Source organism: Pseudomonas sp. Irchel 3F6, from assembly GCF_900187595.1.
Taxonomy (GTDB): Bacteria; Pseudomonadota; Gammaproteobacteria; order Pseudomonadales; family Pseudomonadaceae; genus Aquipseudomonas; species Aquipseudomonas siliginis.
The window spans coordinates 584,288-598,526 of sequence record NZ_FYDP01000003.1; the positions used below are offsets into that span (position 1 = coordinate 584,288).

Here is a 14,239-nt window from a genome sequence, read left to right on the forward strand (position 1 = left end):
GACGAAGTGCGCCGGTTAAGGTGCAGACATCCCCATTCGGAGCCTGCCCATGACCGTCAAATACCTTGTCGCCAGCCTGATCCTCGGCCTCAGCGGCGCAGCAAGTGCCACGCCAGAACTGCCGCGCCACGCCGATCTCGACCTGAAAACCGCACGCTGGCTGGCGGACAAGGCGATGAGCAGTTGCACCGGCACGGTGTCGGTGCTCGACCGTGGCGGCAACCTGCTGGTGACTCTGCGTGGTGACGGCGTTGGCCCGCACAACACCGCCGCCAGCCAACGCAAGGCCTACACCGCGCTGTCGACCAAGACGCCGACACGGCTGTTCGCCGAGCGCGCCCGCAGCAACCCGGAAACCGCCAACCTCAACACCCTCGATGAATTGCTCTTGCTCGGCGGCGGCATTCCGCTGTTCGCCGGCAGCGAACTGGTCGGCGCCATGGGCGTGGCCGGTTCCGGCGGCGGTGAGCAAGACGAAAGCTGCGCCCGCGCCGCCGCCGACAAAGCCGGCCTGACCATCACCCGTTCCCACTAAGGAGATCCACCATGACCACCCTGCGCATGACCCTCGCCGCGCTCAGCCTGAGCGCCGTTTCCAGCCTGGCGCTGGCCGCCGGCAATCCGCTGAGCGTGCACGTGCTCAACCTGGAAAACGGCCTGCCGTCACCGGGCATCAACGTCACCCTGGAAAAACACGTCGGCGAAAACTGGCAGCCACTGGCCCAGGGCACCACCAACGAGCAAGGGCGGATCGCCGAGCTGTTCCCTGCCAAACAGCCATTCGAAGCCGGTGAATACCGCGTGGTGTTCAAGACCGGCGAGTACTACCAGAAGATCAAGCACGAGACGTTCTTCCCGGAAATTCCGGTGATCTTCCAGGTCAAGCAGACCGATCAGCACTACCACATCCCGCTGCTGCTGAGCCCGTACGGTTTCTCGACCTATCGCGGTTCGTAATTCAAACGCGGATCCTTCGTAGGAGTGAGCCTTTGTGGTGAGGGGATTTATCCCCGCTGGAGTGCGCAGCAGTGCCTTTTTCAGGGCCGCTTCGCGCCCCAGCGGGGATAAATCCCCTCGCCACAGGTGCCGGTTCCGACATTGGATCGGTTTCAGTTTTCAGATCGTCGCCAAGGCACGCAATCTCGCCGCATCGAGAATTTCGATTTCGCCGTATGCGAGCCCGATAATCCCCTGCCCCTGCAGATCCTTGAGGATCTGATTGGTGGTCTGCCTCGACAGCGACAGCATCGCCGCCAGCTGCTCCTGCGGCAGTTGCAGCGTCCGGCGTGGTGCGTCGAGTTCGCCGTAGCCTTCGGCAATCATCAGCAGCCGATGGGCGAGACGCGCCGGGGCTGGCAGCAGGCTCAGCTGTTCGAGATTGATGAAGGCCAGGCGCAATTTGTGGCTCATCAGCAGCGCCAGATGCCGCCAATGCTGCGGCCGTTCGTCGAGCAATTTGAGCAACGCCGCTTGCGGAACATTCAGCAAGGTGCACGACCCGACTGCATAGGCATCGTGAGTGCGAGGCTGGCCATCGAACAGGCAGATTTCGCCGAACCAGTGCGGCGCCTCAACCAGACTCAACAACGCCTCCTTGCCCTGCTCGCTCACCGCGCCAATGCGCACGGCGCCATCGAGCACTGCATACAGACCGCACGGCGCATCGCCACGCTGGAACAGTCGTTGTCCCGCCGTCAGCCGCCGCTCCCGAGCCAGCGCCAGCAGGCTATCCTGAAAAGATGCAGGCAAATGACTGAACCACTGGCCGCTGAGCAACCGTGCACGAATTTGCATAACCACTCCTGGAGTGTCGCCTGCCCGACAGAGCGAACGCGGATCCCGAGGGATGATGCATTCAACCCCACTGGAGGAACAACAATGAAAAGCCTCGTCGACCACCTCAGTCAATACGCCGCCTACCACCGCGACCCGCGCAACATCGCCAGCCACTTTATCGGCATTCCGCTGATCGTGGTGGCGGTGGCTGTCCTGCTGTCTCGGCCGCAGTGGGCGCTGGGCGGGTTGTGGATATCTCCGGCGGTTTTGTTAGCGCTGGCCTCGGCGTGGTTTTACCTGCGTCTGGAGTTGAAGCTTGGCGTGTTGATGACAGTACTGATGGGGCTGTCGGTGTGGGCCGGGCATGCACTGGCGCAGCAGAGCACCATGGTCTGGCTGAGCAGCGGCCTGGCGATGTTCGTGATCGGCTGGGTGATCCAGTTTGTCGGGCATCACTATGAGGGGCGCAAACCGGCGTTTGTCGATGACATCAGCGGGCTGATTGTCGGGCCGTTGTTCGTTGTGGCTGAGTTGGCGTTTCTGCTGGGGATACGGCAGGAATTGAAACAAGAGATCGAGTTGCGGGCGGGGATGGTGCGGGTCAATCCGAATCGCGCTGCTGTCTAGATCGTATTCGCGAGCAGGCTCGCTCCCACATTTGGAATGAGTTTTCCCTGTGGGAGCGAGCCTGCTCGCGAAGCTTTTGTCCTTAAATATTGGCGACTTTCTGCCAGACCTTCGGCTTGAAGAACAGGGTTTCACCCTTGGCCAACCCGATCAGGCTGTCGTGGTCTTTCACCACTTCGGCCTCGATCAAATCCGTCTGCCCTTCCACCTTCAGCGTCACCCGCGTCGTCGCACCCAATGGGCGGATATCGCGCACTTCAGCGGCATGGTGATCTTCCAGCTCATGCTTGGACAACGACACTTCGTGCGGGCGGAACAGCACGTGGTTGTCGTCGCTCAACAGCAAGCGGTTCGAATCGCCGAGGAAGTGATAGACGAAATCGCTGGCCGGGTTTTCGTAGACGTCGCCCGGTGAGCCGATCTGCTCGATCACACCCTTGTTCATCACCACGATGCGGTCGGCGACTTCCATCGCTTCTTCCTGGTCGTGGGTCACGAACACCGAAGTCAGGTTGATGTCTTCGTGCAGCCGCGCCAGCCAGCGCCGCAGTTCCTTGCGCACCTTGGCGTCGAGGGCGCCGAACGGTTCGTCGAGCAGCAGCACTTTAGGTTCCACCGCCAGGGCACGGGCCAACGCGATGCGCTGACGCTGGCCACCGGACAACTGCTCCGGGTAGCGATCCGACAACCAGTCCAGTTGCACCATGTTCAGCAGTTCGTGAACCTTGGTGGCGATCTGGCTTTCGCTCGGGCGCTGGTTTTTCGGTTTCATCCGCAGGCCGAACGCGACGTTGTCGAACACTGTCATGTGGCGGAACAAGGCGTAATGCTGGAACACGAAACCGACGTTGCGATCACGCACGTCGTGGCCGGAAACGTCCTCGCCGTGAAAAACGATGTTGCCCTGATCCGGGGTTTCCAGACCGGCAATAATCCGCAGCAAGGTGGTTTTGCCGCAGCCCGACGGACCAAGCAGCGCGACCAGCTCACCGCTGTGGATATCCAGGCTGATGTTGTCCAGCGCCTTGAACGCGTTGAAATTCTTGCTGACGTTACGCACTTCGATCGACATGAATTATTCCTCCGCGGCGCTGGCGCGCAGGCGGTTGATACGGTTTTCGCTCCGCTGCTTGAGCAGCAGGATGAAGAGCGCCAGGATCAGCAACAGGCTCGCCACGGCGAACGCGGCCACGTGGTTGTATTCGTTGTAGAGGATCTCGACGTGCAGCGGCAAGGTGTTGGTCACCCCGCGAATGTGCCCGGAAACCACCGACACCGCACCGAACTCGCCCATGGCCCGCGCGGTACACAGCACCACGCCATAAATCAGGCCCCACTTGATGTTCGGCACGGTGACGTGCCAGAACATCTGCCAGCCATTGGCACCGAGCAGGCGCGCGGCTTCCTCCTCCTGGGTGCCTTGTTCCTGCATCAGCGGAATCAGTTCACGGGCCACGAACGGCACGGTGACGAAAATCGTCGCCAGCACAATGCCCGGCAGGGCGAAGACGATCTGGATGTCGTGATCCTGCAGCCACGGCCCGAACAGGCCCTGCGCACCGAACATCAGCACGTAGACCAGACCGGCGATCACCGGCGACACCGAGAACGGCAGGTCGATCAGCGTCACCAGCATGCTCTTGCCACGGAACGAGTATTTGCTCACGCACCACGCCGCGCTGACGCCGAACACCAGGTTCAGCGGCACCGAAATCAGCACCGCGAATACGGTGAGTTTCAGTGCCGAAAGCGCGTCCGGCTCAAAGATCGCGGTGAAGAACGCACCGAGGCCATTCTTCAAACCCTGCGATACCACGATGAACAGCGGCAGCAGCAGAAACAGGAAAAAGATCAGCCAGCCAAGGCCGATCAGGATTCTGCGTGAAGTGGCACTGCCACGGCGCGCTGCGTTGGCCGAAGAGGCGGCCGCAATGGACGATTGGGACATGTTCGCGCCTCCTTATGGGGTTTCGATGCGCCGCTGCAGCAAGTTGATCAGCAGCAACAGGATGAAGGAAACCACCAGCATCAATACGCCGATGGCGGTAGCGCCGGTGTAATCGTATTGGTCGAGTTTGACCATGATCAGCAGCGGCAGGATCTCGGTTTTCATCGGCATGTTGCCGGCAATGAAAATCACCGAACCGTACTCGCCGACGCCACGCGCGAACGCCAGCGCAAAACCGGTCAGCCAGGCGGGCAGCAGTGCCGGAACCAGAATGTGGCGAAATACCTGCCATGGCTTCGCACCCAGGCACGCCGCCGCTTCTTCGACTTCACGGGGAATATCGGCCAGCACCGGTTGCACCGTGCGCACCACGAACGGCAGCGTGACGAAGGTCAGTGCGAGGGTGATGCCCAGTGGGGTGTAGGCGATTTTGAAACCGAGATCGGCAGCGAACTGCCCGACCAGCCCGGCCGGCGCGTACAGCGCGGTCAGCGCGATACCGGCCACAGCGGTCGGCAGGGCGAACGGCAGATCGATCATCGCATCGATCACCTTGCGCCCGGGGAAGGTGTAGCGCACCAGCACCCAGGCCAGCAACGTGCCGATGATGCCGTTGATGATCGCCGCACACAGCGCGGTACCGAAGCTCAGCTTCAACGCCGCCAGCACCCGCGGTGCGGAGATGATCGTCCAGAACTGATCCCAGGTCAGCTGGGCGGCGTGGACGAACATCGCCGCCAGCGGGATAAGCACAATCAGGCTGAGGTACACCAAGGTGTAACCCAGCGTCAGCCCGAAGCCGGGTATGACGGGGGAGATACGACGCGACATAAAAGTCCCTGGTTGAAAACGCATCAATGTGGGAGTGAGCCCTGTGGTGAGGGGACTTATCCCCTCACCACAAAAGCTCAGTCCCACATGTCATGTGCCCAGACATCAGGCCGGTTGAAGGCGAGATTACTGCGCCTGATAAATCTGGTCGAACACGCCGCCGTCGTTGAAGAATTTCGGCTGCGCGGATTTCCAGCCGCCGAAGTCCTTGTCGATGGTCACCAGTTCCAGGTTCGGGAACTGCTGGGCGTACTTGGCCGCTACGTCCTTGTCACGTGGACGATAGAAGTTTTTCGCGGCGATTTCCTGACCGGCCGGGCTGTACAGATGCTTGAGGTAGGCTTCGGCGATCTGCGCGTTGCCCTTCTTCTCGGCATTCTTGTCGACCACCGCCACGGGCGGTTCGGCGAGGATCGACAGCGACGGCACGACGATGTCGAACTTGTCTGCGCCGCCATCTTCTTTCAGCGCCAGGAACGCTTCGTTTTCCCAGGCCAGCAACACGTCGCCCTGACCGTTGTTGACGAAGGTGATGGTCGAACCGCGGGCGCCGGTGTCGAGGATCGGCACGTGCTTGAACAGGGTCTGCACGTATTCCTTGGCCTTGGCTTCGTCACCGCCGTTGGCTTTCAGGCCATAGGCCCACGCGGCGAGGAAGTTCCAGCGCGCACCGCCCGAGGTTTTCGGGTTTGGTGTGATCACCGAGACATCGTTCTTGACCAGATCGCCCCAGTCCTTGATGCCTTTCGGGTTGCCCTTGCGCACCAGGAACACGATGGTCGAGGTGTACGGCGTGCTCGCTTGCGGCAGACGCTTCTGCCAGTCGACGGGCAGGCTCTTGCCGAGCTTGGCGATTTCATCGATGTCACCGGCCAGGGCCAGGGTCACCACGTCAGCACGCAGGCCATCGATCACCGCACGGCCCTGCTTGCCCGAGCCGCCATGAGACTGCTGGATTTTTACAGTGTCGCCGGCATGGTCCTTCTGCCAGAACTTGATGAATTCGGCGTTGTATTCCTGATACAGCTCCCGCGTCGGGTCATACGACACGTTGAGCAGCTCGTAATCCTTGGCAACGGCGGAACCGGCAAACACGGCACTGACCAGCGCGGCCAGAGCGTAACGGCGAATCGACGACATGGTGAAAGCTCCTGGAATTCTTGGTGATGGCTTTTTCTTATGTATTGCTGGAATCGGATCGCGTTGAAAGATCGCCGCCTTCGCCAGCTCCTGCACGCAGCCCCTGTAGGAACTGCCGAAGGCTGCGATCTTTTGATCTCACCCCGGTTGTTTACCGGGTTGCTGCAAACGAAATTTCTCTTTGCGTTCGATCTGTACGACTTGCGCGTTGTGCACAGTGATCTCCACCGCGCCGAACCGCAGATCGCGCAGGGCGCTCTGGATTTCACGCAAGATGGTGCTTTCGTCCTGACCGTCAACGCTGCGAAGGGATGCGCTCATGGTGCTGCTCCTTTGAAGGGGATTTGCCTGGCAGTGGGCGGCACTGCGTTCGGCGTGGGAGCAATATAAGAGAGGCATGGATATTCTTAAAAAGACTATTTAAGAATGTTTATATAACCAGAAAACAATATGAGAGAGGGCAAGGGGTTTGCGCTGATGTGAAATCGTCAAGAGAACTTGTGGCGAGGGGATTTATCCCCGTTGGACTGCGCAGCAGTCCCGTTTTTTTGGGGTCGCTTCGCGACCCAACGGGGATAAATCCCCTCGCCACAAGGTCGGTGATAGCCTGATAGGCCTTTTCAGCCAATCATTGGCGTTTTCGCCCAATCAAGCCGATCCGCAGACACCGGCCGCCCAAACCAGTAGCCCTGCCCCAGATCGCATTCCTGCGCCAACAGAAATGCCGCCTGCTCAACCTGTTCGATCCCTTCGGCATGGACCTGCATGCCCATGCTGCGGGCCAGCGCAATGATCACCCGGACAATCGCCACGTCATCCTCATCCCACGGCAACCCGGCGACGAAGCCCTGATCGATCTTGAGTTTCTGCACCGGCAGGCGCTTGAGCCGCAACAGCGAGGAATAACCCGTGCCGAAATCATCGATGGCCAGACGCACACCCAGCTCGCGCAAGCGATGCATCTGTTCCAGCGCCACTTCGGGATCGTCCATCACCGCGCTTTCGGTAACTTCCAGTTCCAGATACGCCGGATCCAGCCCCGTGTCGTGCAGCACCTGCGCCACCTGCTGGTAAAGCTCACGTCGGGCAAACAGCCGCGAGGAGACATTCACCGCGACGAACGCCAGCACCACACCGCTCTGCTGCCATTGGCACATCTGTCGGCAAGCCTGCTGCATCACCCAGGCATCGATCTCGGCGATCAGCCCGGTGCGCTCGGCAATCGGAATGAATTCTGCCGGCGACACCAGACCGCGCTGCGGATGCTGCCAGCGCACCAGTGCTTCGACGCCGACCAGACGGCCGCTCTGCAGGTCATGCACCGGTTGGTAGTAGACACGCAGTTCCTCCTGCTCCAGTGCGCGGCGCAGCTCGAAGGCGATTTCGACCCGTTGCTGGGCATGGGCGGTCAGCTCTTCGGTATACAGCGCGTAGCCATTGCGCCCGCTGCTTTTGGCCTTGAACAGCGCACTGTCGGCGTTGCGTAACAACTGCTCGGCGCTGAGGGCATCGCTGGGAAACAGGCTGATGCCGATGCTCGCGTTGATGAACAATTGATTGCCATCTACCAGCACCGGCTCCTTCAAGGCGTCCAGAGTCCGTTGCGCCAGCGCGGCGGCCTGGGCCGGCTGTGGACAACTTTCCGCGAGCACCGCGAACTCGTCACCGCCGAGCCGCGCCAAGGTAATGCCGTGGCCGAACAGTTCCTGCAAACGCGTCGCCACCGCTTTTAGCAACCGATCGCCGACGTTATGCCCGAGGCTGTCGTTGATCATCTTGAAATGATCCAGATCGAGCATCAGCAGCGCGCAGCCACGCTTGTGCGTCTGCGCGGAAGCCAACGCCTGTTCGGCGCGGTCGCTGAACAGCAGGCGATTGGGCAGATCGGTCAACGGATCGTGATGCGCCAGGTGTTTGAGCTCGGACTCGGAATCCTTGATCGCACTGATGTCGGAGAACACCGCCACGTAATGGCTGAGCCGGCCGGAATCATCGTGAATCACCCGGATGGTTTGCCACTGTGGATAAATCTCGCCAGTCTTGCGCCGGTTCCAGATCTCGCCGCTCCATTCACCTTCAGCCTCGAGGGTAGCGAACATCGCCTGATAGAAGCCCGGCGGATGATGGCCGGACTTGAACAGACTGGGCTGCTGGCCGATGACCTCGTCGCGCCGATAACCGGTGATCTCGATAAAGGCGCGATTGACGTGGACGATCAGGCCCCGGTGGTCGGTAACCAGCACCCCTTCGCGAGTGCAGTCGAACACGGCGGCCGCCTGACGCAGACGCTCACGGTCGGTGTGGCGCTCGCGCAAATGCGCGCCGATGCCGAGAAACCCGCACAGCCGCGCCCGTGCGAGGAAAATCAGCGCGGCGCTGATCGTCGCCAGCAGATAACCGTTGATCAGTTGCCAATGGGTCAGCTCACGGGAGTCATCGAAGAATCTGCTTAATAAATGATCAGAAACTTGCAGCCACAGGGCGGCCAGTACGAGGTAGAGCAGCGCTGCACGCAAGGCATCGCGGTAAGTCGCAGACATTCGGTCGTCCATGTCCCTACAAAAAGGTTGGAATTATAGGTGAAGAAACATTCAGCGACTTCTTATCTGAAAGGGCGACTGGTTTTATCTGTGTGCTTAGTGATAATGCAACGGCTGTTTTTATCTTTATCGAGGGCCCTATAGCCTATGTGGTACGAAGGTTTTCTTGGCTTGTCGGCCTGGTCACTGGTCGCGGTCACCCTGCTGATGACCCATGTGACGATTGTCGCCGTCACGGTCTATCTGCACCGTTACTCGGCCCACCGCTCGCTCGAGCTGAATGCGGGTCTGAAGCACTTTTTCCGTTTCTGGCTGTGGCTGACCACGGCGCAGAACACCCGCGAGTGGACTGCCATCCACCGCAAACACCACGCCAAATGCGAGACCGAGGATGACCCGCACAGCCCGGTCATCAAGGGTCTGTCCACCGTACTGCGCACCGGCGCCGAGCTGTACCGCAGCGAAGCGCAGAACCCCGAAACCCTGCGCATCTACGGCAAGAACTGCCCGGAAGACTGGATCGAACGCAACGTCTACAGCCGCTATCCGCTGCTGGGCGTGGCGATCATGGGCGTGATCGACCTGCTGCTGTTCGGCACCATCGGCATCACCATCTGGGCGATCCAGATGATGTGGATTCCGGTGTGGGCCGCTGGCGTGATCAACGGTCTGGGCCATGCTGTCGGCTACCGCAACTTCGAATGCCGTGACGCGGCGACCAATCTGGTGCCGTGGGGCATCCTGATCGGCGGCGAAGAGCTGCACAACAACCATCACACCTACCCCAACTCGGCCAAGCTGTCGGTGAAGAAGTGGGAATTCGACCTCGGCTGGGCGTGGATCAAGGTCTTCTGCTTCCTGCGCCTGGCCAAGGTGCAGCGGGTCGCACCGATTGCCCACCGCGTCGAAGGCAAAGGCAGCCTGGACATGGACACCGCCATGGCGATCCTCAACAACCGCTTCCAGATCATGGCCCAGTACCGCAAATTGGTGATCGGCCCGCTGGTCAAGCAAGAGCTGGCCAAGGTTGATCATTCGGTGCGCCACCAGTTCCACCGGGCCAAACGCCTGCTGTCGCGGGAAACCAGCCTGCTGGAAGACCGTCATCACCTGCGCATCCAGACCATGCTCGAACACAGCCATGCTTTGAAAGTGATCTACGAGAAGCGCCTGGCTTTGCAGCAGATCTGGGTCAAGACCAGTTCCAATGGCCACGACATGCTGGCCGCCATCAAGGAATGGATTCACGAGGCCGAGGCCAGTGGCATCCAGTCGTTGCGGGATTTTGCTGATCAGCTGAAAACCTACTCGCTGCGTCCTGCGACTGCCTGACCGGCAACGAGGCTGTGATCTCAAAGATCGCAGCCTCATTGCACTCGTCAGCTCCACCCCCCCACCGCCCGGCAGGACTCGGTAATGGCCGGGAACTTCGCCGAAAATCACCTATCTCAATGACACTTCGCCATTCCGGCGGGTTGTCCTGTGGCCGTTGTCGACATTGCGGCGCGCCCTTTGAGATTTGTGCCGATGGTCAACAACAACCAGAAAGACACAACCTACACCCAATGGCCTGAGGCCGCGCAAACGCTGATGGCGCTGATGCATGCGCAGGGCGAAGTCGCGCGCCTGAGCGAGCGCGAACAATTGATCAGTTCGCTGCTGGTCAGCGTCAACGCCGTGCTCTGGGCTTTCAACTGGGAAACCCGCCAGGTGTTGTACGTCAGTCCGGCCTATGAACGGATCTTCGGCCGTTCCGCCGCGCTTGTGCTGGCTGACTACAACCAGTGGCGTGACAGCATTTACCCCGATGATCTGGAGTACGCCGAACAAAGCCTTGCCGAAGTCCTGCACCGAGGTGCGGTGGAAGATCGCGAGTACCGCATCATTGCCGCCGATGGCCAGGTGCGCTGGCTCAGCGACAAATGTTTTATCAATCGCCAGGACGAGCCTGGACAGCCGGTAATCATCGTCGGCATCGCCGAAGACATCACTGACAAGAAAAACATGGAAACCGAGTTGCAGCGCTTGGCCACTACCGATGTGCTGACGCAAAGCAGCAACCGCCGCCACTTCTTCGAATGTGCCCACCGCGAGTTCGCCGAGGCCCGCCGCCAAGGCACACCGCTGGCCTTCCTGCTGCTGGACATCGACGATTTCAAAGTGATCAACGACAGCTACGGCCACCCCGAGGGCGACAACGTGCTGCAACGGATCGCCGAATGCGGGCGCGGCTCATTGCGCCGTGGCGATCTGTTCGGGCGGATTGGTGGTGAGGAGTTCGCTGCGGTGTTTCCCGGCTGTGCGCCGGAGATGGCCGTGCAAGTGGCAGAGCGACTGCAGCAGGAAATCCAGCGACTGCGCTTCAACCACGACGGGCAAGCATTCAGCATCACCGTGAGCCAGGGTCTGAGCAACCTCACCGACGAAGACAAGAGCCTGGACAGCCTGTTCGCCCGCGCGGATGCGGCGATGTACGAGGCGAAACGGCAGGGCAAGAACCGGATTATTGCGGCCTGATCCGTATTTTGTGGCTGCCGCAATTCCTGTGGGAGCGGGCTTGCCCGCGATGAGGCCCGCACTTTCAACAAAAATGTTGCCTGCGCTGGCGCCTTCGCGAGCAGGCTCGCTCCCACATTGGAATGTGCTGATCTGTCATTTGCGCATCCGCAGCAACTCCGGCAGCCCGATCTTGAGCAACCGCGCCGTCCGGCTCTTCGCCAGTTCCTCTACGCCTTCATGCTCGGTCAGCCGCGCCATCTGCGCCGCCATGTGCATCACCAGCGCCTCGCGACTGTAAACGCCACCACCGAGCTGGTAGGCCGAAGCAATCAACTCGCGCAACTCCAGCGGCAGACGCCAGCGGGTGCGCAATGCCGAGCCATAAGAGGCGCCAAACTTCGCCAACGCTTCACCCACCTCCTGCAACTCGTCCAGCTCGCCGCCGGCCTGCTGCCATTCCTGCAAGCAGCGCAGCAGCGCCAGATCACCGAGCCGATGCAGCATCCCGGCGCAATAGCAGCGCTCCTGATCCAGATCGAGCAGGCGCGCCAGCGTGCGGGCGTATTCCGCTGTGTGCAGTGACAGCTCCCAATAGCGCTCGGCGTAATCCGCCAGGCATGGATCGCTGAGTCGCGCGCTGCGTTTTAGCGCCAGGCCGAGAATCAGGTTCATGCTCTGCCCGGTGCCGAGTCGGTGCAGCGCCTGGGCCAGGGTTTGCACCGGCGCGCCGTAGTGTTGCGCGGCACTGTTGGCGGCTGCGATCAGCACGGCGGTAATCTGCGGATCGGTGCGGACCTCTTCCTCCAGCAACTTGAGGTCCAGCCCTTCGGGATTGAGGCTACGCTTGACCGCCACTTGCACGTCGGTCATCAACGGCGCGCCATCGGCCTGCTCGCGACGCCGCTCAAGGAACACCGAGAGCGTCATGCCCGGCGCCAGTGCCGGCACTTCGCATACCACCGCTTCGCCAGCGTTGAGCAGCAACCCCTGCAAGCGCTCGGTCAGGTCTTCCATATTCAACGGCTTGGTCAGGTACGCCGTCGGCGCCAGCGGAATCGCTTCGCGCACACTGGCGCTGTCGTTGCGGCTGCTCGTCAGAATGAACGGCAGCGGCGGATTGCGTTTGCGCTGCCGGACGCTGCGCAGCACATGCAATCCGTCGATGCCGGGCAGCTCCCAATCGACGATGGCCAAGTCGTAGGGCACCTCGCTGAGCAACGACATTGCCTGCTGGCCATCGGCACACAAATCCAGGCGCGCATCGCAGCGCACATTGAGCAGCACTTGTTTGAGCAGGTCACGGGACCAGGGATCGGCCTCGGCAATCAACACCCGGGGTACAGCGGGTAAATCAACGGCAGTCATGCGCGCTCTCCTTGCAATGCCTGAACCTTAGCCAATGCTGGCGATTCGATACAGGGCAAACAGGTCCGATGTGTTTCAAGGGACGAAAAAAACCCGCCGAAGCGGGTTTTTGTCGAACAAGTCACACCAACGGATCAGAGCTCAGAGAAGCACTCTTCGATGATCGCCAGGCCTTTGTCCAGTTGCTCGTCTGGCGACGTCAGCGGAACCAGCACGCGCAGCACGTTACCGTAAGTGCCGCAGGACAGCAGGATCAGGCCCTTGTCACGCGCCTTGGCCACCACAGCGGCCACGGCAGTCGGGTTCGGCTTGTGGCTGTCGCCGTTTTCGAACAGCTCGACCGCGATCATTGCGCCCAGCGCACGCACTTCACCGATCACCGGGTACTTGGCCTGAATCGCCTTCAGGCCAGTGACCAGACGCTCACCGACAGCCTTGCAACGGTCCAGCAGTTGCTCTTCTTCAAACACTTCCATCACGGCCAGTGCAGCGGCGCAAGCGATCGGGCTACCGGCATAGGTGCCGCCCAGGCCGCCCGGCGCAATGGCGTCCATGTACTCGGCCTTGCCGCACACGCCGGCCAGCGGGAAGCCGCCAGCGATGGACTTGGCGAATGTGGTGAGGTCGGCGGCAACGCCCATCTGTTCCATAGCGAAGAAGGTGCCGGTACGGCCAGCGCCGGTCTGCACTTCGTCAGCGATCAGCAGGATACCGTGCTGGTCGCACAAAGCGCGCAGACGCTTCATGAATTCCTTCGGCGCGACGTAGAAACCACCTTCGCCCTGCACTGGCTCGATGATGATCGCAGCGATGTCTTTCGGCTCGGCGTCGTTCTTGAAGATGCGTTCGATGGAAGCGATCGAATCGTCGATGCTCACACCGTGCAGTTCGTTCGGGTACAGCGCGCGGAAGATGCCGCCTGGCATCAGGCCCATGCCGGCCGAGTACGGCACGACTTTACCGGTCAGGCCGAGGGTCATCATCGTGCGACCGTGGTAAGCGCCGGTGAATGCGATCACGCCAGCGCGGCCAGTGGCGGCACGGGCGATCTTCACGGCGTTTTCCACCGCTTCGGAACCGGTGGTGACCAGCAGGGTTTTCTTGGCGAAATCACCCGGCACCTTGGCGTTGATTTTTTCGCACAGCTCAACGTACGGCTCGTAGGCCAGTACCTGGAAGCAGGTGTGGGTCAGCTTGTTCAGCTGTTCGGTCACGGCGGCGATGATTTTCGGGTGCACGTGGCCGGTGTTCAGTACAGCGATACCGCCAGCGAAGTCGATGAACTCGCGACCTTCAACGTCGGTCACGGTGGCGTTCTTTGCCGACTCGGCGAAGATCGGGTGAATCTGGCCAACACCACGTGGAACAGCTGCGGTACGACGGGCCATCAGTTCAGCGTTAGTCTTGCTCATTACAGTCCTCATTCGCCGCTCATCGGGCGGCGTGGTTCAAGGATAAAGCGGGAGAAATCGGCGGTGGCAGCATGCGATGATCGACTGCCACGGCGTTCTTG

Annotated in this window: 14 protein-coding genes; 5 read left to right on the forward strand and 9 right to left on the reverse strand. The window is 60.9% G+C overall.

All coding sequences use genetic code 11. From position 1 onward, the window contains the following. The first annotated feature begins 49 nt into the window (after nt 1–49). Together CKW30_RS14220 and uraH are read left to right on the forward strand one after the other, a co-directional pair. Nucleotides 50–535: a heme-binding protein gene (locus CKW30_RS14220; RefSeq protein WP_095181130.1), complete on the forward strand. Its 486-nt coding sequence runs from the start codon at nt 50–52 to the stop codon at nt 533–535. Nucleotides 536–546: 11 nt separating this feature from the next. Then, nucleotides 547–957 (forward strand): hydroxyisourate hydrolase, encoded by a 411-nt coding sequence (gene uraH, locus CKW30_RS14225; protein WP_041477438.1) that lies wholly within the window; start codon nt 547–549, stop codon nt 955–957. 159 nt (nt 958–1,116) lie between these two features. Here uraH and CKW30_RS14230 read toward each other — a convergent pair whose 3' ends face one another. After that, nucleotides 1,117–1,794 carry a Crp/Fnr family transcriptional regulator gene (locus tag CKW30_RS14230; RefSeq protein ID WP_095181131.1) on the reverse strand — a complete coding sequence of 226 codons (678 nt, stop codon included), beginning with the start codon at nt 1,792–1,794 and terminating at the stop codon, nt 1,117–1,119. Nucleotides 1,795–1,878: 84 nt separating this feature from the next. Here CKW30_RS14230 and CKW30_RS14235 point away from each other — a divergent pair, with 84 nt between their 5' ends. Beyond that, a complete protein-coding gene (locus CKW30_RS14235) occupies nt 1,879–2,403 on the forward strand; it encodes a DUF962 domain-containing protein (RefSeq protein WP_095181132.1) in 525 nt (174 codons plus the stop codon). Between the two features lie 82 nt (nt 2,404–2,485). Here CKW30_RS14235 and CKW30_RS14240 read toward each other — a convergent pair whose 3' ends face one another. From CKW30_RS14240 to dibA, 6 genes are all read right to left on the reverse strand, one after another. Further along, on the reverse strand, nt 2,486–3,475 hold the full coding sequence (locus CKW30_RS14240) for a sulfate/molybdate ABC transporter ATP-binding protein (protein WP_056786991.1): 990 nt from the start codon (nt 3,473–3,475) through the stop codon (nt 2,486–2,488). 3 nt (nt 3,476–3,478) lie between these two features. Next, nucleotides 3,479–4,351 (reverse strand): sulfate ABC transporter permease subunit CysW, encoded by an 873-nt coding sequence (gene cysW, locus CKW30_RS14245; protein WP_095181133.1) that lies wholly within the window; start codon nt 4,349–4,351, stop codon nt 3,479–3,481. Between the two features lie 12 nt (nt 4,352–4,363). Then, nucleotides 4,364–5,182 (reverse strand): sulfate ABC transporter permease subunit CysT, encoded by an 819-nt coding sequence (gene cysT / locus CKW30_RS14250; RefSeq protein WP_016772245.1) that lies wholly within the window; start codon nt 5,180–5,182, stop codon nt 4,364–4,366. A gap of 126 nt (nt 5,183–5,308) precedes the next feature. Continuing rightward, nucleotides 5,309–6,322, reverse strand: a complete 1,014-nt coding sequence (locus CKW30_RS14255; RefSeq protein ID WP_095181134.1) for a sulfate ABC transporter substrate-binding protein — start codon at nt 6,320–6,322, stop codon at nt 5,309–5,311. Between the two features lie 138 nt (nt 6,323–6,460). Next, a complete protein-coding gene (oscA, locus tag CKW30_RS14260; RefSeq protein WP_007917682.1) occupies nt 6,461–6,643 on the reverse strand; it encodes a sulfur starvation response protein OscA in 183 nt (60 codons plus the stop codon). A 299-nt stretch (nt 6,644–6,942) separates the two neighbouring features. Continuing rightward, nucleotides 6,943–8,862, reverse strand: coding sequence for a phosphodiesterase DibA (gene dibA / locus CKW30_RS14265; protein WP_095181135.1), 1,920 nt, complete (start codon nt 8,860–8,862; stop codon nt 6,943–6,945). Nucleotides 8,863–9,009: 147 nt separating this feature from the next. Between dibA and desA the strand changes: the two genes are divergently transcribed. Then, a complete protein-coding gene (gene desA, locus CKW30_RS14270; RefSeq protein WP_016772248.1) occupies nt 9,010–10,194 on the forward strand; it encodes a delta-9 fatty acid desaturase DesA in 1,185 nt (394 codons plus the stop codon). A 195-nt stretch (nt 10,195–10,389) separates the two neighbouring features. Beyond that, nucleotides 10,390–11,379 carry a sensor domain-containing diguanylate cyclase gene (locus tag CKW30_RS14275; RefSeq protein WP_095181136.1) on the forward strand — a complete coding sequence of 330 codons (990 nt, stop codon included), beginning with the start codon at nt 10,390–10,392 and terminating at the stop codon, nt 11,377–11,379. 135 nt (nt 11,380–11,514) lie between these two features. Here CKW30_RS14275 and CKW30_RS14280 read toward each other — a convergent pair whose 3' ends face one another. Then, complete coding sequence (locus CKW30_RS14280) at nt 11,515–12,726, reverse strand: response regulator (protein WP_095181137.1); 1,212 nt, start codon at nt 12,724–12,726, stop codon at nt 11,515–11,517. Between the two features lie 134 nt (nt 12,727–12,860). Then, nucleotides 12,861–14,138 carry a 4-aminobutyrate--2-oxoglutarate transaminase gene (gene gabT, locus CKW30_RS14285; protein ID WP_003220503.1) on the reverse strand — a complete coding sequence of 426 codons (1,278 nt, stop codon included), beginning with the start codon at nt 14,136–14,138 and terminating at the stop codon, nt 12,861–12,863. Nucleotides 14,139–14,239 lie beyond the last annotated feature (101 nt).